The organism is Myxococcales bacterium (assembly GCA_012517325.1).
GTDB lineage: Bacteria > Lernaellota > Lernaellaia > Lernaellales > Lernaellaceae > JAAYVF01.
In genome coordinates this window covers 21,357-43,113 of the sequence record JAAYVF010000094.1, presented here as the reverse complement: position 1 = coordinate 43,113, position 21,757 = coordinate 21,357, and the positions used below count along the sequence as shown (strand labels likewise).

At 58.2% G+C, this 21,757-nt stretch carries 16 protein-coding genes and 1 pseudogene; 8 read left to right on the top strand and 9 right to left on the bottom strand.

Going from position 1 to position 21,757, the window contains the following annotated elements; all coding sequences use genetic code 11:
• Positions 1–141: 141 nt before the first annotated feature.
• The 3 genes from chrA to GX444_16975 are packed head-to-tail and all read right to left on the bottom strand — an operon-like array spanning position 142 to position 2,182.
• Positions 142–1,305 carry a chromate efflux transporter gene (gene chrA / locus GX444_16985; GenBank protein ID NLH50277.1) on the bottom strand — a complete coding sequence of 388 codons (1,164 nt, stop codon included), beginning with the start codon at positions 1,303–1,305 and terminating at the stop codon, positions 142–144.
• A 5-nt stretch (positions 1,306–1,310) separates the two neighbouring features.
• The gene (locus GX444_16980) at positions 1,311–1,892 is read right to left on the bottom strand and encodes an RNA polymerase sigma factor (protein ID NLH50276.1); all 582 of its coding nucleotides are present in this window, start codon (positions 1,890–1,892) and stop codon (positions 1,311–1,313) included.
• A gap of 20 nt (positions 1,893–1,912) precedes the next feature.
• Complete coding sequence (locus GX444_16975; GenBank protein NLH50275.1) at positions 1,913–2,182, bottom strand: carboxymuconolactone decarboxylase family protein; 270 nt, start codon at positions 2,180–2,182, stop codon at positions 1,913–1,915.
• 326 nt (positions 2,183–2,508) lie between these two features.
• Here GX444_16975 and GX444_16970 point away from each other — a divergent pair, with 326 nt between their 5' ends.
• The 4 genes from GX444_16970 (at position 2,509) to GX444_16955 (ending at position 5,892) form a co-directional block, all read left to right on the top strand.
• Positions 2,509–3,279 (top strand): isoprenylcysteine carboxylmethyltransferase family protein, encoded by a 771-nt coding sequence (locus GX444_16970; GenBank protein ID NLH50274.1) that lies wholly within the window; start codon positions 2,509–2,511, stop codon positions 3,277–3,279.
• 42 nt (positions 3,280–3,321) lie between these two features.
• Positions 3,322–3,939 (top strand): DUF1566 domain-containing protein, encoded by a 618-nt coding sequence (locus GX444_16965; protein NLH50273.1) that lies wholly within the window; start codon positions 3,322–3,324, stop codon positions 3,937–3,939.
• 142 nt (positions 3,940–4,081) lie between these two features.
• Positions 4,082–5,110: a hypothetical protein gene (locus GX444_16960; protein ID NLH50272.1), complete on the top strand. Its 1,029-nt coding sequence runs from the start codon at positions 4,082–4,084 to the stop codon at positions 5,108–5,110.
• 11 nt (positions 5,111–5,121) lie between these two features.
• Positions 5,122–5,892, top strand: coding sequence for an alpha/beta hydrolase (locus GX444_16955; protein ID NLH50271.1), 771 nt, complete (start codon positions 5,122–5,124; stop codon positions 5,890–5,892).
• 45 nt (positions 5,893–5,937) lie between these two features.
• On the opposite strand, the gene GX444_16950 is transcribed toward GX444_16955, so the two are convergent.
• The gene (locus tag GX444_16950) at positions 5,938–6,852 is read right to left on the bottom strand and encodes a hypothetical protein (protein NLH50270.1); all 915 of its coding nucleotides are present in this window, start codon (positions 6,850–6,852) and stop codon (positions 5,938–5,940) included.
• A 217-nt stretch (positions 6,853–7,069) separates the two neighbouring features.
• Between GX444_16950 and GX444_16945 the strand changes: the two genes are divergently transcribed.
• Entirely contained in the window at positions 7,070–7,849 is a 780-nt protein-coding gene (locus GX444_16945; GenBank protein ID NLH50269.1) for a dienelactone hydrolase family protein, read from the top strand.
• Between the two features lie 83 nt (positions 7,850–7,932).
• Here the strand turns inward: GX444_16945 and GX444_16940 are convergent, their stop codons facing one another.
• The 3 genes from GX444_16940 to GX444_16930 all read right to left on the bottom strand — a co-directional run bounded on the left by GX444_16940 (position 7,933) and on the right by GX444_16930 (position 12,840).
• A complete protein-coding gene (locus GX444_16940) occupies positions 7,933–11,274 on the bottom strand; it encodes a radical SAM protein (GenBank protein ID NLH50268.1) in 3,342 nt (1,113 codons plus the stop codon).
• A gap of 89 nt (positions 11,275–11,363) precedes the next feature.
• Positions 11,364–12,068 (bottom strand): TetR/AcrR family transcriptional regulator, encoded by a 705-nt coding sequence (locus GX444_16935; protein ID NLH50267.1) that lies wholly within the window; start codon positions 12,066–12,068, stop codon positions 11,364–11,366.
• 148 nt (positions 12,069–12,216) lie between these two features.
• Complete coding sequence (locus tag GX444_16930) at positions 12,217–12,840, bottom strand: methyltransferase domain-containing protein (protein ID NLH50266.1); 624 nt, start codon at positions 12,838–12,840, stop codon at positions 12,217–12,219.
• Positions 12,841–12,966: 126 nt separating this feature from the next.
• On the opposite strand from GX444_16930, the gene GX444_16925 reads away from it, so the two are divergent.
• The 3 genes from GX444_16925 to GX444_16915 all read left to right on the top strand — a co-directional run bounded on the left by GX444_16925 (position 12,967) and on the right by GX444_16915 (position 17,493).
• Positions 12,967–14,292, top strand: coding sequence for a tetratricopeptide repeat protein (locus tag GX444_16925; protein NLH50265.1), 1,326 nt, complete (start codon positions 12,967–12,969; stop codon positions 14,290–14,292).
• Positions 14,289–14,996, top strand: a complete 708-nt coding sequence (locus GX444_16920) for a hypothetical protein (protein ID NLH50264.1) — start codon at positions 14,289–14,291, stop codon at positions 14,994–14,996. The genes GX444_16925 and GX444_16920 overlap by 4 nt, the downstream gene beginning before the upstream one ends.
• Positions 14,997–17,097: 2,101 nt before the next feature.
• Positions 17,098–17,493: a hypothetical protein gene (locus GX444_16915; protein NLH50263.1), complete on the top strand. Its 396-nt coding sequence runs from the start codon at positions 17,098–17,100 to the stop codon at positions 17,491–17,493.
• A gap of 98 nt (positions 17,494–17,591) precedes the next feature.
• On the opposite strand, the pseudogene GX444_16910 reads toward GX444_16915, so the two are convergent.
• Together GX444_16910 and gcvT are read right to left on the bottom strand one after the other, a co-directional pair.
• Positions 17,592–17,765, bottom strand: a pseudogene (locus GX444_16910) (hypothetical protein).
• A gap of 691 nt (positions 17,766–18,456) precedes the next feature.
• The gene (gene gcvT / locus GX444_16905; GenBank protein NLH50262.1) at positions 18,457–21,675 is read right to left on the bottom strand and encodes a glycine cleavage system aminomethyltransferase GcvT; all 3,219 of its coding nucleotides are present in this window, start codon (positions 21,673–21,675) and stop codon (positions 18,457–18,459) included.
• Between the last annotated feature and the right edge of the window lie 82 nt (positions 21,676–21,757).

Below are 21,757 nucleotides of genomic sequence, written 5' to 3'. Positions count from 1 at the left end.
TCGAGCCGCCCGCCGGGCGGCCCGCGCCGCCCCGGCGGCACCAAATATCCCACCAGCGATCGCCGTTTTTGCTGCCGCAACCGCCATCAACCCGCTTCACTTCGAAAAATCATGCCGGAAAGTCGATTCTTCAACAGCCTGCTAAAGCAGGATCACCGAAACGACGGCGCCGGCCAAGACGACCCAAAGCAGATCGACCTTGCAAAGCAGCGCCGCCATCGCCAGCGCGGCGATGATCCCGGAACGGATGCTCCACGGCGCCGCCTGGGCGAAGTGTATGGTCACCGAAATTAATAGCCCGACGAACGACAGCGTCAGGCCCCTGGTCACGCCGCGAAAAGTGGGCGAGGACTGCAGGCGCCGGAAATACGGCTCGACAAACGTGACGATGAAAAGCGACGGCAGGAAAATGCCGACCGTCGCCGCGACGGCTCCGGCGGCGCCCGCGGCCTGATAACCGATGAAGGTCGCCGTGATGACGATCGGCCCCGGCGTCACTTGTCCGAGGGCGATGCCGTCCATGATGGCGGACGATGACAGCCACCCGTGCACACCGACCGCTTCGTGAAGCATCAGCGGCAGGGCCGCGAAACCGCCGCCGAACGCGAAGGCGTCCACCTTCATCATGATCAAGGCGATGGTCGCCAACTTCCGATCCCAGGCGAGAAAAATAACGAGAAAGACCGCGGCCGCGACCAGCAAAAGCAGCGGCGACCATGACGAACGGTCGTCCGAGACTACCGGCCCGGCGCTTTCGTTCTTCCGGTCTCGGAAAAAAACGCCGCCCGCCACGCCCGCGCCGAGCAGACAAGCGAAGGGACTGATTCCGGACAGGAAAAAAACCGCCGCCAGGAAAACCAGCAAGGCTTCCCGCCAGTCCTTCACCCACGACCGACCGAAGGTCCAGGTCGCGTTCGCGACCAACGTCACGACGATCACGCGCAACCCGGTCAAGGCGGCGGCCGAGTCGGGAAGGCCGGCCGCCCGGCGATACACGATCGCGAGTCCGACCATGACCAAAAAAGCCGGCAAGCCGAAGCCGGTAAAGGCGGCGATGGCCCCCAGCAGACCCCGGGTTCGCCAGCCGACGTAGGCGGCGCACTGCATGGCGGTCGCGCCGGGGATCGTCTGGCACAGCGCCACGCCGTTCTTGAAATCCTCCGGGGTCAACCAACCCTTTTTTGTCACGGCGAGTTTTTGGATGTAAGCGATCATCGCCGGCCCGCCGAAGGCGGTCGCGCCGAGCCGCAGGAACGAGGCGAAAAGCTCGGTCAGCGACGGCGATTGGCGGATGGAGGGAGGCAATACAATTACCATTGAGGTTTGTCGCGCGGATCCGCCGGCGGTTTACAGGGGCTGCACACCAGGACGCTGCGCCCGTCGATCTCGAACGAACATTCGCGCTGGAGGATTTCCTTCAGCGCCCGCCGAGCGCGGTGCAGTCGGACCTTCACCGCGCCGATGCTCAGGCCCAGCAGCTCGGCGATCTCCTGGTGGGAAAACTCCTCTTGATCGAACAGCACGAGCACGGTCCGGAGCGGTTCGGGCAATAAGGCGATCTTGTCCCGGACGCATTGGCTCATCTCCTGGCGCTCGATCTCGCCGACGAACGCCTCGCTGGCGGGATCTTCCGTGCGCGATTCCTCTTCGTCTTCGTTGGTCGTCGAAGGTTCCCGCTGACCCGCGCGCACCCGGTCCACATATAGGTTGTGCGCGATGCGAAATACCCAGGCCTTCGCCTTTTCCGGATCGCGCAACTCGGCCAGGGATGTGTGAACGCGGGCGAATGTCTCTTGCGCCAGATCGTCGGCCGCCGCTTCATCGCGCAGGCGCGCGGCCAGGAACGCCCGCACCGGGCCGTACCAGCGATCATAAAGTTCCCACCAGTCCAAGCCTCGTCTCCTTGGTGTGGTCACCCGCAGCAACAACCAGAGGTGTTCGGCTCACCACAGGGCGCGTCCCGCTTCGCGTTGCCCTTCATCAGGTCGCTGATGCGGTTCAGCAGCGCGAGGTGGGCCCCCTTCTTCACCTTCGCCGACACCTCGAGGACCTCGGCGATCTCACTGGCGGTGATGCCTACCGCCGTTGCCTTACCGTAGTAGTGCTCGAAGCAGGGTCCGCAGTTGGCGGCCATCGCTGCTCCGATGCATACCAAGAGCGTCGTCTTTTCGTCAATGGACATTTTTCCTCCTGTCTGTCATGCGCCGGCCATTCTCGGCGCTCAAATACCAGACGTATTTCGGGCGGTCGAGGTTACAGGAACCGGCGGTGAGATTTTCTGTAACCTTGAGCAGTCGGGAAACGTCTGGTTCGGTGCGCAACGAAGTGCGCCCTAGCCGGGTGTTGAAAAACACCCGGCGTGCGATTCAGGGATGGATCGCCATTTTCGGCAACTTCCGAAATTGCCGAAAATGAAGCGAAATAAAAACCACGCTTTTTGTTGAGCGCGGTTGAAAAAGGCCAGGACGGCCTTTTTCAACAGTCTGCTCGATGGGCAGGAGGAAAGTCATGAAAAACCTGGTTGCTTATGTGTTGATCGCGTTCGCCATCCTGGTCGGCGGCGGGTCCATCGTTTTGTTGCTTCATTTCCCCGGCATCGGCCCCGCTTTTACGTCGCTTTCGTCGGCGGAACGCCTGTCGCTCGACGCCTTCCTCTGCCTGCTGTTCTTCGTCCAGCACAGCGGCATGATCCGCCGTAAGTTTAAGCGCTGGGCCAGCTCATTTATCCCTGCCTACTTCTATCCTTCCGTTTACGCGATCGCTTCCGGCGTGGCGCTCGCCCTCCTGGTGGTTTTCTGGCAGCGGACGGACGAGACGCTCTTCACGCTGACGGGTCCGGTCCGTTGGCTGCCGACGGGGCTGTCGCTGCTGGCCGCGGCGGGGTTCTTCTGGGGAGCCTGGTCCCTGGGTAAGGGAGGCTTCGATCCGCTGGGGCTATCCCCGTTGCGGGCGCACCTACACGGCAAGACCAATCAGCCGGAGGGACTCGCGATCCAGGGGCCCTATCGCCTCGTCCGGCACCCGCTCTACTTCTTCGTACTCATCGCCTTCTGGTCCGTACCTGCCCTCACGACCGACATGCTTCTCTCCAACGTGCTCTTCACGGCCTGGATCGTCGTCGCCACCCGCTGGGAGGAACGGGATCTGGTCGCGCAGTTCGGCGCCGCTTATCGCCGGTATCAGGAGGATGTTCCGATGTTGCTTCCCTTTTCTTTCCGGCGAATGAAGCAAGGCCAATGGGGGCGAATTGCCAACGATACGGTCGCCAATTTAAAATAAAGTCATTCCATTTCGAACATGATCTTGGCGGGAGGTATTAAAATGACCGGCGATCGGTTTATCTGGGGACTTGTACTCTTCGCTTTTTTGACGTTGGCGGCCTTTACCTGCGGCGACGACGACGACAATGACAACGACGACGACACCGGCGGTGACGACGACGCGGGCGATGACACTGCGGCCGATACCGTTCCCGCGGGCCAAGTGTGGCTGGATTCCTCGACCGGGCTGACCTGGCAGGTCCAGGCCCAGGATGAGGAAAACCGGATGCTCTGGAATGAAGCGAAATCCTATTGCGAACGGATGGTCGGCGGCGGTTTCACCGATTGGCGGTTGCCGACGATCACCGAACTTCGCTCGTTGGTACGCGGTTGTCCGAACATGGAGGAAGACGGCGCTTGCGGGGTGACGGAAAACTGTATCGTCGAATCGTGTTTGGACGATTGCATTCGTTGCTATTGCGGGGATGGGCCGGCGGACGGGTATTATTGGCCGAACGAGCTGAGCGGCAGCGACAACGGATACTGGTCGACGACGCCGATCCAATATCCAGACGGGGATACGACCTTGGGAGTCTGGCTGCTTGGTTTCGGTTGCGCGGAAATTTTTCCCGAAAGCAAGGGTTTCATGGCGCAAGCCTTTTTCTGCGTGCGCGGCTGAATCGCGCCAATCAATATTTTGCGGTTTCGCCGGGATGGCCGTTTGGCCTTTTCCCGGCGATTGTGTACGATGCGATCCATAAAAATTCCGACGGCTCCGCCGCGCCGAATGACCGGCGCGGTCGACCGACCAGGGAGAGAAAATGAAGCCGCCAAAGAACCGTTATTCGATTTGGTTTCGCGCGATTTTTCCGGCCTTCGTCGTTTTGTTGTTCTGGATCGGGCCGGCGACGCCGCTCTTCGCGGCCTGCAATGCCGCGACCTGTCCCGACGGCTGCTGCCTCGGCTTCCTTTGTCAGCCGGGCACCGCGGACAACCAATGCGGCACGGGCGGCGCGGCCTGCGTCAACTGCGCGGCGTCCGGTCAGGCCTGCGGGTGGGAGCAAACCTGTCTGACCTGCGGCGAATATCTGCACCAGGAAATGGACCTGGAGCCGGTCACCGGCGTTTTGTCCACCCAGTTCGCGGAGGATTACGCGAACTACAACGCCTATTCGGCGGAGGATTTCACCGTGCCCACGGATCAGCGGTGGGTGATCGACCGCTTCGACTTCAACGGTTGCGGCACCGATGGCGGCGATCCCGGGCACGCGACCGGTTTTCACGTGTTGATCTACCGCGATCAGGACGGCCATCCGGCGGGCTATCCCGAGGGCGGCGACGCGCCGGTGTGGTCGGATTACTGGTCGTACAACGATCCGCGCATTTCGTTCGACCGCGACTACCATAACGGCATCACGTTGTTCGCCACCGACACCGCGTCGGGCCTGCCGCCCGGGCATTATTGGGTGATGCTGTATCTCGATTGGGTCACCTGGGAAACCGACGTGTTCTGGTACTGGGCGCTTTCGGCGGCCGGCGGCGGCGACCCGGCGATGTACATCAATCCGGGCGGCGGCTGGCTCATCGGCAAGAATTGGCAACCGGTGCACGAGGTGGCGAATTTTTCGAACTACGAGCTCGGCCTGACGCTGTCGAACTGCGGCACGCCCGACGACGGCACCATTTTGGATGACGACACGGCAGACGACGACGCCACGCCCCCCGATGACGACGCCACCAATGACGATGCGGCCGGCGACGATGATGACGATTCCGCCGGCGAAACCGACGACGATGCGGCCGGCGACGATGATGATGACGACAACGACGACAGTGGTTGCGGCTTCTGAAAAGAGGAACCATGCGCGAATTATGGTTTACCGGCGATCGGACCAAACTGTTTGTCGTCGAGGACGGCGCCGGTCGCCCGGTGGTCATGCTGCACGGCGGGCTGGCCGATCATACGGCCGCTTGGGGCCTGGTGGCGCCGCTGGCGGCGCGGTTTCGCGTCGTGGCGCCCGATCTGCGCGCCAGCGGCAAATCGTGGGATGCGCGGCCGCTTTCGTGGAATAGGCTTGCCGACGATCTGGCGGCGCTTCTGGATCGACTCGAAGCGCCCCGCGCCGTGGTCGGCGGCGTTTCCGGCGGGACGGGGGTCGCGCTTCGTTTCGCCTTGCGCCGGCCGGAGCGGGTCGCGGGACTGGTAATGGCGATGCCGGTATACGCCGGCGCTCAACGCGGATTGACCGAGGTGCAACGGATGGCGTTCGGCCTGGCCGACGCGCTCGGCCGCCGCGCCCCGGCCGAGGGAGTCGACGTGTTGCGCCCGCTGTACGGGAACCTGCCGCCCGAGATGCGGGATCAAGCTTTGGCCATGTTGGACGGTTTCGACGCGGGCAGCATCGCCGCGACGACGGCGTTCCTGGCCGCGGGCGCCCAGCCGTTCGATGATTTCGCTGAATTGCGCGCGCTGGCGGTGCCGACTCTGTTGCAGCCTGGCGGTGACGACTTGCATCCCGCCGCGGTGGCGGCGCTCTATGCCAAAGCGATTCCCGGTTGCCGCACGCTGGCCCCCGGCGCGGATTTCGCTGCCGCCCTGGCCGACTTTTGCGACCACGATGCGCAGTGGTAGTTCACTGAACCGACCGGATCGTTTTTTAGCGGCGCGGTAGTCGCTTCACTCGCAATCCCAGACATATTCCCAACAGTCGTCGACGGTGCCGTCGCAGCCGTTGTCATCGGATTCGGACACGTAGTTGTCATTCTCGTCGAACTCGAAGGTCGAACAATAGTCGTCAGGCGACGGGCCGTCGCAGTTGTCGTCGAGATTGTAACCAATCTCGTGGCCTTGTTCGTCGTAGACGTATTCCGAGCAGAATTCGGGAGTCCCGTCACACCCAGTGTCGCCTTGATAGGTCGCCACCCGTCCGTTCGCATCGTACGTCCAATGAACGCACCAGTCATTCGTTCCGTCACAACCGGTATCTTCACGCAGGTCTGTTTCCAGCCCGTCCGCGTTGTATTCGTAGGTGCCGCACGTATCCGGAACGCCGTTGCAGTCGGTATCCAGTTCGTAGGAGACGGCCTGGTTCTCGGCGTTGAATTCGGTCGCATCGCACCAATCGGGCGTGCCGTCGCAGTCGTTGTCCAACTGAATCAGAATTTGATTGCCGTTCGCATCGTATTCGTAATCGCCGCAGGTGTCGATGACATCGTCGCAATCGATATCCCGTTCCTCGTGCTGCAAACGGTTGGCCGCGTCGTATTCATAGGTGGCGCAATAATCGTCTTGCGAAGGCCCGTCGCAACCGTCGTCCAGCATTTCCGACGTCTGGTTGCCGTCGGCGTCATAGGTGTAGTCGGCGCAGTAGTCGTCGACGCCGTCGCAGCCGTAATCGCCGGTATATGAATCGAGCCGGCAGACGTCGTCATCGGCCGCGTCGTCGTCCGTCTGGTCGTCGTCATTTTCATCGTCGCCGGAGTCGTCATCCTGACCGCCGGAGTCGTTGTCGTCATCGTCATCGTCGCAGGAACAGCCCGTTGTGAAGATCGCCAGTAGGAGCAGCGCCGCCAACCACAGCCAGGTTTTCATTGTTGCCGCCTCTTTCGGTTTGTCTTGTTTCCCGCCCGCCGGGAGAAAATATTACTTCTGAAAAAATGCATCCAGAAGCCTATATCGCGATCGACGCTTTTCGGCAATAGGCACCCGAACCGGACGCCGCCCACCGCAATCCCCCAAGCGTTTTTTAGTCGGGCGGAATGAATTTCGCCCGCGGCATGATTAATCTGCAAGTAGAACGGAGGCGGCAATGAAAACGATGATTCTGGCGTTAATTCTGACGACGCTGGCCGCGACCTCGGCCTGGGCGAAAATCGTGGTCGAACCGGCGCCCTATTCGCATGCGGGAACCACCTTGGCCGGCCGGCTGGTTTACGACGATACCGGGAAGGACAAGCGTCCCGGCGTGCTGGTCGTTCATCAATGGATGGGGCCGACCGATTACGAATTGGGACGGGCCAAACAACTGGCGGAACTCGGTTACGTGGCGTTGGTCGCGGATATCTACGGCCAGGATTTGCGGCCGAAAAACCCGGCGGAGGCGGGCGCGGCCGCCGGTAAATTCCGGGCCGACCGGGCGCTGTTGCGCGCCGTCACCGCGGCGGGGCTGGCCCGGCTCAAAGCCAGTCCTCTGGTTGATGCCAGGCGCGTGGCGGCCATCGGCTATTGCTTCGGCGGCGGTGCGGTGCTCGAACTGGCCCGCGGCGGCGCGGATCTGGCCGGCGTCGTCAGCTTTCACGGCAATCTGGATACGCCCAACCCGGCGGACGCCAAACAGATCAAGACCCGGCTGTTGGTCCTGCAAGGGGCCGACGATCCGGTCGTTCCGCCGGCGCAGGTCGCGTTGTTCAAGAAGGAAATGGACGACGCCAAGGTCGATTATCGTTTCGTTTCCTACCCGGGAGCGGTTCACGCCTTCACGCAAAAAGAGGCCGGGAGCGATCCGGCCAAGGGCGTGGCTTACAACGCCGCGGCCGACGCCGATTCGTGGCGGGAAATGGTCGCGTTTTTCGCGACAATCTTCCGCTAAGCGCGACAGTGTGTCCGCCGAAAAATTAAAGCCGGCGAACCGGCTTTAATCTTCCCGTTTTTTCGCGCGGCGAGGGGCCGCGATCAACTGTAACAAGTGCGATTGATGATGATCTTTTTCAAGTCGTCGGAGAGGTCGTTGAAGTACGCGCAGTAACCGGCGACCCGCACCAGCAAATAGGGATATTTCTCCGGGTGCTCGTACGCATCCAGCAGGATTTCCCGGTTGATGACGTTGGGCTGGAACTGCATGCCGCCCTTCTTGAAATAGGTGCTGAAGATGCTCGCCAGATTGCGGACCCCGCCCGGTCCCTGGAACAGCGCGGCGTCGATCGTGAAGGTGACCGTGGTGCCGTTCGGCGCGTACTCGACGAAATCGACCCCGGCGACGGAATTCAGCGACGAGAGCAGATCGGCGAACTGCATGCCATAGTGCGGCGTGACGCTGTTGGCCAACGGAACGCCGCGCAAGCGGCCGGAGGGCAGGGCCGGTGTCTTCTTGCCGTAAATGTCGTTGACGTTGAGCGCGTAATAGCCGGCGGCGTAAATGCCGTTGCGCGGGCAGTTCGGCACCTGTTTCAGGGCGTCGGTATACGCCTGCAAGGTCCGGTTCACCCAGGCGACCGCGGCCGGCGATTCGTCCTGGCCGAATTTCGGCACGGCCAGCAAGGCTTCGCGGATTTGCGGGCGATTCTCCCCGACGAAGTCGTGTTCGATGGCGTCGATGATTTCCAGTAGCGTGTAGCGTTGTTGCTTGAAGACGACCTCGTCGATGGCGTGCAGCGAATCCGCGACGTCCGTGATGCCCACGGCCTGGATGCCGCTGCTGTTGAAGCGGGCGCCGCCCTCGGTCACGTCCTTGCCGCGCTCGATGCAGCTTTTAAAGAGCGTCGAGGCGAGGGGCGTCGTGAAGTTTTCCCGGATGGCTTTTTCGATCGTCTGGTGATCGGTCAGGATGGCGGTCGCCAGGTGGTTCAACCGCCGCTGGAACCGCGCCAGCAGTTCATTCATGTCGGCGGGCGGATTGGGCTTGGCCGCGCGCGATTTTTTAAACAGGTCGCGGACCTTGTGATAGTTGGCGGTGACCGCCTGGGAGATCCCGCCGTCTTTCCCGTCGAAGTTGAAATCGATGAATTTGGTGGCGATTTTTTCCACCTGGTCGGGGATGCCGAAATTCCACAGGTCGTCCTCTTCGCCCTTCAGCGCCTGCAGGAAGGGCAGGGTGACGTTCATGTTGGCGCAGTCGGTGTTGCCGTAGTGATCGTCCGAGGCGTTGGGTTCGACGCAGCCGATGATCGCGTAGTTGCGGGCGTCTTCCAGCGTCGTGTCGTAGTGCTTTTGCAGGGTTTCGAGATAAATCTCGTCGTTGTACAACGCCGGCATGGGCGCGCCGTTGATGTACACTTCCGCCAGCCGGTCCAGGTATTCGGGCGGGCTGTCGGGATGGATGCGGGCCGTCATGTTCGCGGCGTAGGGCTGCAATTCGCAGATATCCAGCAGCGCGTAGGTCAGGTCGTTGGTGGCGTCCTTGCCGTCCTTGTCCAGCCCACCCGCCGTAATGGTCTGGTCGATCGACATGGTTTCGAAAAGCCGGCCGAAACGCATATAGGTGTTGCCGTCGTTGGCCAGGATGGATTCGTCCAGCTTGAGGATGAACAGCGCCAACAACTCCTTCGCTTTCTCGTAATCGATGAGGCCGGCCGCTTTGTCCTTTTCGTAATAGGGATTGAGGATCTGATCGAGGCGGCCGGGGGAAATGGCGTTTTCGTAGGATTCGATGCAGATGGCGATGTGCAGAAACATCATGCTCTGCAAGGCTTCATGGTAGGTGCGGGCCGGGTTCTTCGGAACCCAACGACAGATGGCGGCCATTTCCTCCAGTTCCCGGCGGCGGATCGGGTCGGCTTCTTTCCGGCTCAGGGCGGCCAGGCTGTTGGCGTAATTTTCGGCGAAAGTCTCCAGCGCTTTCAGGCCGATGATCGCGCCGAGGTAGAAGTCCCGGTTGTTTTCGGGTTTTTCCTTTTGCGTCGCCTCGATCTCGGCGATGAGGCCCGTCGTGCCGTATTTGAGGATGCGTTCATAGTTGACGACGAAATGCGCGATCGCCGACAGGTTGTTGTTGAACCCGGTATTCATCTCGGAAATCCGGGCCAGGGGCAGGCGGAAGTCGTGGATCGTGGGATAGACTTTCCGTAAAAGGCAATGCTTCATCCAGAACGGCAGAATATTGCGATAAAAGTCGATCTTATCTTCCCGGCTGCACTTGAAGGGCACCGGCTCCTGGGTGTCGATCTGGTGGAGAATGGAACCCAGCAGAATGCCGTAGTGCTCTTCCCACACCTGGGCGCCGCGCCGTTTCGAGGTGAAATTGCCGACCAGCAATTCGCCCGGATAAACGATGACCTGCTTGTTTTGCAACACGTAGGCGAGGCGCTTGGCCCGGTGAATCGGGTTGGGCTGGTCGAAGCCGTTTTTCTTGTAGAAGGCCGTTTTCAGGCGGGACACCTCGAAGCAAAGGCTGTGATCGCTTTCCCGGATCGCCTTTTGGATGTCGTAAACGCGCGGCGTGAAAACCGCTTTGTGCCGGGGCGCGTCCAGGTCGTAGCACTCGGCCTTGATCTTTTGGTCGGCGAACACCCGCACCGCGTTTTTAACCGCGGCGAGGGCCTGGTCGTTCCCGATGTGCAACGATTCACGCTCGATGCCCAGCCGGCGGGCTTTTTCCTCATACATGCTGTGGTACTTCAGCAGTTCGAGCGAGCGGTGGCCGACGGACTTCAGAAATTTGGCGGCCGCCCGGAGATGGTCGTCGGCGTCGTTGTAGCCGGGAACGATCACCATGCGGAATTTGACCTTGGCCTTCAGCGCAAGCAGCTTTTTGATGTTGCCGTGGATCAGGCCGGTGGTCTGGTGGGTGTATTTCTTGTGCAGCAGATCGTTGCCGACGATTTTCAGATCGACGAGAAAGAGGGAGATGTACGGCGCCAGTTTTTCGACGTTTTTCCAGGGCACGTGCAACGAGGTTTCGACCGCGACGTGGATTTTTTCCTTCCGCAATTTTTTCAGCAGGGGGATCAGCGTCGCCGGATCCTGCAGCAGCGGGTCGCCGCCGCTCAACGTCACGCCGCCGCCCGTTTTAATGTAGTAGTCCTTGTCGCGCGTAATGATTTCGACGATCTCGTCGACCGAACGAAACTCGCCGGTCGCGTCGTCGGCTTTCAGCGAAAGCGCCTCGGGATTCTGGCACCAGGCGCAGCGCAACCCGCAGCCGAAAAAGAAAACGGTCGTGCGGATGCCCGGGCCGTCGTGGACGCAGGTGCGCTGGATTTTCAACAAGTGCAGTTGGTCCGCGTGCAGGCGGGGATTCCGGTCGGGGGAGTGATCGGATTCTTGTCGTTCGAAAGGATAGCGGCCGACGGTCACCATGATTGACTCCGTGAAAATCCCTGTTGTCCGCATGCCGCGCGCTTCGAGGCGTGAGTTTCAGGGTTGCTCATGCGGCATGTCTCTCCGTTTCAGGCGCCAAAGCCCAAAAATGCGAAATCCACCAGTTCGTTGATCAACTCGTGAATGTCCGTCCGGTTCGTTTCGTCGTGCAGCCAAAGGTTGATGTGGCGCAACCCCATTCCCACGATGGCCTGAGCCACCATGGTGGTGTTGCAAGGCCGGGCGAATCCCCGGTCGACCGCGTAATCCAGATAAAATGCGGCCAGACCGGCAAACTGGTTGTACAACTCGTTGACGCGTTGCTCGAAGTCGCGATCCACGGTCGGGGCTTCCCGCAACAGCAGCAAGGCCAGCTTGCGGTTTTTTTCCAGCAGCGTGGCCATCGCCTGAATGGCGTTTTTGCTGGCCTCCCGGTACTCGTCGGCGTTGGCGGGCAGGTGGACGGTCATGAAATCGAACTGGCCCAGCATCATCCGGCCGAACTCGTCCATGATGGAATCGATCAGGTCGCGCTTGCTTTTGAAATGGCGGTAGAACGTTCCCTGGCCGACGCCGGCTTTCGTGACAATGTCGGAAATGAGGCTGAAGTGATAGCCTTTGTCACAGAACACGTCGATGGCGGCGTCCAGCAGTTCCTGCCGGGTGCTTTCCTTGCGGTCGAAATCCCGCTGTTTTCGCAGTGGAGAAACCGTGGCTTGCCTCCTACCATGTTTAACGGCGCATCGCGTCAACAACTCCAGGCTAATCGAAACGGACGGACTAGTCAATCTCATTTTTGTCCGTTTTAATCCGGTCTGAAAAACCTTCTGTTTATATCCCCAGGTTCGGCAGCGATATCCATAACCCATCAATAACAAATGATTATTATTTTATTTCCCGGTTGGTTGACGGCCGGCAGGATGGAAGAGGGCGAATGTCGAGTCAGCGTGCATTCGCGGTAATGAGAAGAAAACGGCGGTAGGCGTCCTGGCGCCGTTCGCAACGGATGCCGGTGAAATTCGCTGCCGCGAGCAGGCGTTCGAGTTCCTCCGCTTCGAAAAGCTTCAGGCCGTGGCGGCTGAATTTTTTTACCCGCAGGCTTTCCTTTTCGGTCAGGCACAGCACGAGGCGGCCGGGCGTGGCGAGCCCGCGGCGGATTTCGGCGAAACCGCGCGACGGGTCGTCCCAATAGAACAACGAATTGACGGAAACGACTTGATCGAAAGCGGCGTCCGGAAAGGGGAGCGCTTCGGCGGTCGCGCAATGCAAAGTCAATTTTTGCGCGCGGATCAGCGGCCGCAGGCGCCGCGAGACGAAATGAACGAGCGTCGGCGAGGCGTCGACGCCGTGGAGGACCGCATCGTTGGCCGTGGCGGCCAAACGCTCCAACAGGTAGCCGCCGCCGAACCCGATTTCCAATACCCGGCCGCCGGGGAATTTTAGCAACTCTTCGAGCGCCGCGTCGTTCAGCACGGCATTCCGCCGGTTCCACAGGGGCCCCAGATACCACCGGGCGAAAAGGCCGGTGGGGTTTTTCAGCATCCGGGCTTGCCAGCGAGCGAACATGTTCGTTCATCCCGTTTGGTGGCTGACGATGGCGGAATCATAAACCGCGGTGGCGCGAACCGCCAACCGTAATTCGTTTTCCTTTTGCTATGTGTTACAAAAAGGCAAATTCAATTCTGGAAAACAATGAAAGAAACGTCGCCCGACACCGCGCCGAGAGTTTTGCTGCCGCGCGGCAAACGGTTGTTTTTCGCCCTGGTGCTGACGGCGGCCGTTCTGGGCGCGGCGACGCTGATCGTGGCTTTTCTGGAAGCGCGGGGTTGGATCGACACGCAGCGGCCGGAGGATCGGGTGGCGTATCCGCCGGTCGATTGGCTACGGCTGGAAGACGGTCCGCACGGCAAGGTTTACCGTCTGACCGACGCCAATATGGTCGCCTCGACGTTTCCGCTGCGGAAGGAACCGGGCGTCGTTCGCGTCTTCGTCACCGGCGAATCCTTCGCCATGGGTACGCCGTACGCCCATCAGGATCGCGCGAAAAATCTCGGCGGCGATCTGCCCAACTGGATTCGCGCCCTGCTGGAAACGCGGTTTCCGTCGCGCCGGTTCGAGGTCGTCAACGCCGCCGCCGGCGCGCAAAATTCCACGCGGGTCGCCGAGATCGCGCGGCAACTCGTGCGACTCGACACCGATCTGCTGATTCTTGCCACCGGCAACAACGAAGGCTACGTGCCGCCGACCCAATACAACGCGCTGTTGCATCGGTGGGTGCTGTATCGCCTGTTGAAAAAGGGCATTCGGCCGTCGCCCGCCGCCCAGGGCAATTATTTTTCGCCGGCTGACGCCGATACCGCCGCGATCCGCCGGGCTTTTCAGCGGAATATCCGCGTGATCGGCGAGGCGGCGCGCGAGCGGGGCGTGAAGCTGGTTCTGGCCACGCTGCCGATCAATTTGCGCTACGACGCGAAGCAATCGCCGTATCCGCTGCCGGAGAACGACGCGGCCCTGACGGAAGGCCGCCGCCTGCTGGCCGCCGGAAAGTACGCGGCGGCGCTGAAAGTATTGGCCGAGAGCCGCCACACCGCGTACAGCCTGCTCTATATGGGACGTTGCGCCGAGGCGCTCGGCCGGTGGGACGATGCCCGTCAGTACTACAAGCTGGCGGTCGAGCAGCGGCCGACTTCCCAGATGCGGCCGTCATTCAATCAATTCCTGCGCGACTACGCGACGGAAAACCGGTTCGCCCTGGCCGATCTGGAAAACCTGCTGGAGCAAGCCGCGCCGCACGGCCTGCCCGGCTCTGAGTTGTTCGTCGATGTCTGCCACCTGAACTGGCGCGGCTATCACCAGGCCGCGCATGGGATCGTCGCGGCCATCCTCCAGGCGGGGCTGACGGCCGCCGGCCCCGGCGAACCGCGGCCGGAACCTTCGCTCGACGAGTTGCTGCAAAAATACGGCTGGGAGTGGTTGCGGATGCTGCCGGAAGGCCGGGAGAACGATCAACCGGTTTGAGTTCTCTCAGCGAACTTCGACGATTTATAAAGCAAGCGCCGCTCATTATTGTTCTGGATGAAATCGACCAAATGCCTCTAAAAGATCGCAATGACACGCTTCACACTCTTTCCACGCTTGGCAATGTGGGTATCGTCTGCGCCTGTACGAGCCGCTATGACCTTTATTGCCTTTATAGCTGCGTCGGATCGCGCTTGAACGTCCAGATAATCGGATTCCCGCCATATCTTGACGATGAACTTGTCCATATCTTGATAAATCGTGCTTCCCACGCATTGAAGCCCGACACATGGAGCATGACTCATCTTGAGCAGATTGCTTCGATGGCTCAGGGCGACTCACGAATCGCGATACAAACGTTGCGTAGTGCATCGAATTTCGCGGAACGTGAATTCAAAGGGTTCTTGGAAAGCGAACACCTACACAAGCGATTCAGCAGTACACGAGAACTGAAGCAACTCTATGTATCGAAGAAAATGACTGAGCATCACCAATTGCTCTACGAGATTGTCAAGAAGAATAAAAAGCTACTCTCAGGCGAACTTTATAATTTATACCGCGACGCTTGCATTGAGAGAGACTGGGTTCCAATTGCTAGAAGAATATTTTATGCGTACTATAATGCACTCATGCAGGCGCGATTGATTCATGGAAAGCGTGCGAGAGTCAGAGGCAAAGTTATGGAGTTCAATCCAGCCGAATGAGCTGTAGAGTGAATATCCATACTTGAGACTATATGTCGGAAGGAGTTTTAGGTTGAGCAAAATAAATAAACGAAAACGTAAAAATAAACATATGAAAATTAGGGTTGGCGACCATGAAGTGCACAAATATGGCCCAATAACACTCGAACGAAACGGACGAGTGCTAAGGATGGGATCGGATTTGGGAGAAGCTGAGTTCGAGTCACATTTAAAGAAAATGCGGGAGTCGCGTCCTCGACTTAAAGGTAATATCAATAATAATATTGCTGAACTATTGGAAATAATTGACAAGTATGATCCGTTAGAACTCTTGGCTATAGTCTCAATGACAAATTGTTTTGGTGATCCCGAAGAGTATACGGAGATCACACATCAGGGGAAGGAATCTTATGCGGAATATGCACTGAGCTTGGTCTTAGGAAAATCGAGAAAATCGAAATATGAACACGCCTCAAAGGAGGCGATCAAGAGATTTAGCGAGCTAATTGAAAAGATCTATCAAGAAGTTGCCTGGTATTTTGGTACAGAAACTGTTGAGCATAAGAGAAATTGGGAGGACGACCGTCTTCGCTTTCACTCCATTGTGCGCTTTCTGCACATTCGTGGTGATTCCTATCCTGAACACCACGTTGAAATGGTTTTGGAGATATTTTCAGAGCATGACAACTTTTTTGAAAAACATTATGGATTTTCGGCGAGAACCTTTATTAGCGCTATTCAAGAATTAGAAGACCAAGTTATAGACAATATCAACAACGGACGGAAACGGGGAAAAGCGCTCATAGAGCACTATAATAAATTTCAAATATATGTGGCAAAAAAAGGAAAGAAGGCTTTCGAATCCGAAGCACAGGCCATGGAGATGTTTAGAAAAGAACCAGGAAGTTCGGAATTGGAGGAGAGGGTTGCCGTTGCTTTTAGAGACATAAGTAAAAACCCATTTGAAATTATTCCAAATAATTCGGTCAAGAAAGAGGCTCTGGACCTGATATGCGCCGTCCCCGGTGACAACTATAAGTTTGTGGATTTTAATAAAAGCCCCGGTTGGCCAACGAATGACTCAATAATCTTTGAATTTCCGGTCTTGCGTTGGGGAGAAAAATATTATTGTTTTTCTCCTCAGGTTCCATTTCGAAGTTTGATGACAATATTTGAAAGACTAATTCGAGATGCTGATTCCAGGTATTATGCGGAAATATACTTGGAAAAACGCGGCAAGTATTTGGAAAATAAGGCAATTCAGTATATAAAAAACATCTTCCCGACAGCGCAAGTCTACAAAGGTCTCTTCTATAGGGTTGAGGAAAAGGGAATTCCGGTCCGGGCTGAAACAGATGGCATCATTTTGTTTGATGAAAATATCTTTATCCTTGAAGCAAAATCTGGAGAGATTTCTCTTTCGGCAAAACGGGGAAGTCTTGAGAGAATCCGCAGGGACCTTTCTTCTATTGTTGACGAAGCTTACACGCAAGCCCTACGGACAAAAAATTTCATTGAAAATAGTGAAACCCCGATTTTCGAAGATGAGAAGGGCCAACAAGTTCTAAGGTTAACTGACAAGCAACAATATAAAAACGTATTCTTAATAAACGTCACGCTGCAATACCTGGGGCCATATGCAACACAGTTGAATTCTATAAAGCGGCTAGGTTTGCTTGAGGGAAAAGAATGGCCTTATTCAATATTCATTAATGATTTGCGCATCATTTCCGAGTTATGCGAGTTTCCTTCTCAGTATTTACACTATTTGAAAAAGAGAATTCGATTAAATGATTATCCACAGTTTCAGGCAGAAGACGAGTTGGATATCTTTATGTATTACTTAAACCAAGAATTTTTCCCCGATGAGCTTCCCAAAGAATACGACAATATTGCGTTGGTTGGATATACGGAACAGTTGGACAGATACTATGATCTCCTTGCTGGCCGGGTTTCCAGTGGAGAAAAACCAAAGCAGAAAATACCTCAACCGTTCAAATCTCTGATTCAAGAAATTGAAAATACTAATAAACTGGGGTTCTCCAAACTTACAACAAGGTTGCTTGATCTTAGCGTCGATGCACAGCAGCAGGTTCTTCAGTACATTCAACAAACAAAACAGATGCATTTGCGAGATGGGCGAGACCATGATTTTTCAATGGAGTTTCGCAAGGCAAATTGGGGACTGACCATATGTACGACCGCCGAGATCAATTCTGAAATACTAAAGAGATTGGAGGCGTATTGTCGTATAAAAATGTATGAGACAAGGGCGGAGGAATGGGCTGTTATTCCGCTCAAATGGCGTGGTGAGAACTCAAGAGTTCTTGACTTTGAAATGTTTGAGGGCAAATGGATTTTTGACGAGGAGTTAGAGAAGGAGACTAGGAATCTCAAAGGTAGAAAAATTGCCTTCCAGAAAATCTCAGCCCAAAAAATCGGCAGAAATGATCCGTGCCCATGTGGAAGCGGAAAAAAGTTTAAGAAGTGCTGTATCGACAAGGTTAAAAGCAAATAACGGCATAATTGGCGAGAAAAATACAATGGCTATTAAAAATAGCATGCTATTGGAATATGATGACATATTATAGCACTTATTAGTCATTTCTTTGCTCCTCAAATCTGCCAGCAAACCTCCGGATGCAGGCGATAGAACTTGAGGGCGGTTTCCAGATGACGTTTGAGTTCTTCGTGCAACTTGGTAACGAAGTAGGTGAAATATTGGTTTTTGATGTCCAGCCAAAGGCGTTCGATACAGTTGAGGTCCGACGAGTAAGGCGGTAGGTAGAGCGGCTAGATTCGGCCCCAGTTCAAACGTTTCGCTTTATGCCATGACGCGTTGTCCAGGACCAATACGATCCGGCCGTCAGGAGCTTGGTCTTGGAGATGATTCAGAAAAATCTAAAAGGTTTCGGTATTCACCGCTGGCATCATCAGGCAGGCGAGTTTCCCGTCCCGCGGTCGCACCGCGCCCACCACATTTTCTCGCAAGCATGAGCAGGCGAATGATATTAAGGCGAGTCGAGAGGCGGCTATCTCGTTCCTGTCGATACAGCCGAGTGACTTCCTCAAGATCCCCATATTGCGAGTCTGGCTTGATTAGATGAACCATGAAAAAAGTTTTAACACAGGAAAAATGAAATTAATACCGCTCAGCCAAGAAATCGTTAATAAGTGCTATAATCATTAGGATAAAATGATTCCTCCGATGATGCATTACGACAGGGTTCAGTGGCACGACGAACAAAGCGGTTACCCGTTGAAAAGCCTGTGGCAGGCGCCAGATGGCGCCGTAATAGGTATTAATGAGAATGTCACCAATTTTTACCATTTGCCAACAAATCACCGTTCGAGTGTGGTTATGCGCCGGATGCCGCAATAATCAACTATTGCAAAGAAAAAAGCGGACTCCGTAGAGCCCGCTTTTTTCATGTGGGTCAGTCGATTCTTCGGCCAAGAGCCTCAGAATGAAAGGTTTCCCCTACCGCTTCGGGAACCGCTTGATGATCTGCGCCTCGACGGGCATCGGCAGGCGGCTGCCCGGTTTGAGGTCTTCCGCCCCCGGGGATTTTTTGCCGCCGGCGGGCAGGGGCAGGATCAGGATCGGGCCGAGCGCCGCTTTCTTTTGCTGCACGTAAGCCTGGCCGACGAGCAAGCCCTCGGTGTCGGTGGCGCAACTGGTCACGTAACCCAGGCAGGCGCCCTTGTCGTCGATGATCGGATCGCCCAGCTTGACGGGCTTGCTGCCCTTGGCGGGCACGGCAAAGCGCACGATCTTCATCTCGCGGCCAGCCACCTTTTTCATGTAGGGCCGTTTGCCGATGAAGAACGGTTTGTGCAGCTTGACGTAGCCGGCGAAGCCCGCCTCGTCGGGCGTGATGTCGTAATGGCCCGCCAGTTCGTGGCCGTAGAGCGGCAACCCGGCCTCGATGCGCAGCGAATCGCGGGCGCCCAGGCCGATCGGCAGCGCGCCGAATTCCTTCCCCGCCTCGAGGATGGCGTTCCACAACGCAGTCGCCTGATCGGGATGGACGAAAATCTCGAAGCCGATCGCTTCGCCGGTGTAACCGGTGCGCGAGGCCACGGTGTCGAAGCCCGCCAGCTTGAAGTAGCCGCACTTGGTGCGGCCCAGCTTGCGCAGCACTTCCTTCTGGTGCACATCGACCAACCGGAGCAGGATTTCCTTCGATTTCGGCCCTTGCAGCGCCAGATCGACCCGCCGTTCCGCGCCCCACTGCGCTTCTTTAAGGTTGCGCAGCACCGCCGGCGCTTCCATCGCCCGCTGCGGGGTTTCGGCGTCGAGCAGCACCCGGCCCTCGTTGACCGCGGTCAGCCACGCCCAGTCCTTCGCTTCGTTGGCGGCGTTGACCACCATGAAGAAGCGCTCTTCCTCGAGGCGGTACACCAGCAGATCGTCGAGCAGGTTGGCGTCGTGATCGAAGAGGTAGTTATAAAGCGAATCGCCGACCGCCATCGCGCCGATGTAGTTCGAGCAGACCAGATCGAGGAAAGCCAGGGCGCGCGGACCGCTGACCTCGAAGACGCCCATGTGCGACACGTCGAACAGGCCGGCGGCCTTGCGGACCGCGTTGTGCTCCTCGATGGTCGAGACATAGCGCACCGGCATTTCGTGGCCGGCGAAGGGCACCAGTTTACCGCCGAGCTTTTTGTGTTCCTCATAGAGGCTGGTGCGTTTGAGCGCTTCCGCGGGCTCTTGCCAGGCGAATGCGGGCAGGTCGGGCTTGGGGGCCGCCTTGGCCAGCGCGTGTTGGCCGATGAAATAAGGCCGCTTGACCGGAATCCGCGCCAGCAGTTCGGCGCCGCTCCGGCCGGCCATTTGCGGGTCGGTGTCGGGCAGTTTCGCCGTCCAGGTTTTGACGAACTCGCAGTCTTCCTCGAGTTGCTCGATGACGGCCGGCCCTTCGATTTTCGCCGTGACATCGCCGGGTTCGAAGAGCGTGAAGCCGTCGGACAGGCCGCGCAGCCACACCAGCAGCGACCGGATGTTTTGCGGATTGGCCTTGAGCACGAAGCCGTCGCGGCGCGCGTCGTTTGCCCGCGGCAACCGGGCCAACGACACCTCGTCGATCACCCGGCCGTCGCCGTCGAGCACGAACGCGGTCATGACGCCGCCGTTTTTCAAGGTCGACAGATCGCCGGCGATCGTATCGGCGAGAAACGCCTCGGCGTGCGGGCCGGTGATTTTGATCAACCGGCCGCCCTTGGCCGGATCGAGGTACGGGAAGTGCGGATAGCCGGAAACGCGCGGCGGGCGCACCGCCAGCTTGGCGCAGAAGGCGTCCACTTCCTCGCTGACCTCGCGCAGGACGCGCGGATCGACCTTGCCGCGCGGCAGCGGCCGGGTCAGGCCTTTGTAGAGGAAGGGTTCGCAGGCCGTCAGGATGCGGTGGATGAAGCGGGCGACCTGCCGCACCTCGGCTTCGCCGGCGCCGCGCTGGGTCAGCCACGGGGTGCCCATGCGCAGGCCGGTGCCGAAGGCCGTTTCGGCGTCGCCGGGGATGGTGTTTTTGTTCAGGACGATGCCGGCCAGTTCCAGGATGTGGGCCGCCGGTTCGCCGTAGAGGACGACGCCGTTTTTCTTGCCGAGGGACTTCAGGTCGATCAGCAGCTTGTGGGTGTCGGTGCCGCCGTAAGCCAGGCGAAGGCCGAGCTTTTTGAACTCGTCGGCCAGGTGCCCGGCGTTTTCGACGATCTTGCCTTGCAGTTTTTTAAAGCCGTCGGATTGCGCCAGGTGGAACGCGACGGCGAGGGCGGCGATGGTGTTCATGTGCGGGCCGCCCTGTTCGCCGGGGAACACGGCCGCGTCGATCTTGCGCGCGTGTTCCTCGGTTTTGGTCAGGATGACCGCGCCACGCGGCCCCATCAGCGTCTTGTGGGTGGTGAAGGTCACCACGTCGCAGTGGTCGATGGGGTTCGGATACGCGCCGGCGATCGCCAGGCCCACCGGGTGCGCGATGTCGGCCATCAGAATCGCGCCCACCTCGTCGGCGATTTGCCGGAATTTGGCGAAGTCCGGCGCCCACGGATAGGACGTGTAACCGGTGATGATCATCTTGGGCTTGGCTTCCTTGGCCAGCGCCAGGATGGCGTCGTAGTCGAGCAGCTCGGTCTGCGGATCGACGTGATAGGAAACGATGTTGTACCGCTTGCCGGTCATGTTGAACTTGCTGCCGTGGGTGAGGTGGCCGCCTTCCATCAAGCTCAGGCCCATCACGGTACCGCCCAGGGGCACGAAGGCTTCGTAAACCGCCAGGTTGGCCGCCGCCCCCGACAGGGGCTGCACGTTGGCGAAGATCGAGCCGAACGGCGTCTTGGCGGTGGCGAAACATTCCGCCGCCCGCCGCCGGCAAAGCGCTTCCACCGGGTTGACGTAGGCGTTGCCCTTGTAGAAACGGCGGTCGCCGTAGCGCCGGTAATGGGCCAGGCGCATCGGCAGGTCGCCGAGGTCGGCCGTGGACATCAGGGTGTTGTCGGCGGCCGGATAGCCTTCGGCGTACAGGTTGGAAAAGGAGCTGTCCAGGACCCGGCGGACCGGCCAGGAGCAGATGCTTTCGGAGGGGATCAGCACGATTTGACGCGCTTGCCGTTCGTCTTCCCGATCGATCAATTCCGCGAAGAGGGGGTCGATTTTGGTCAGGTCGGTTTCGAAAAGGAATTGGTTCGTCAAGTCTTTCGGCATGGCATTACCTCTATTCGTTGGCGCGAGGCGATAAACACCTCATTTTAAGGGCTTGCTTTTATTAACACCGTGTCCCGGGAAA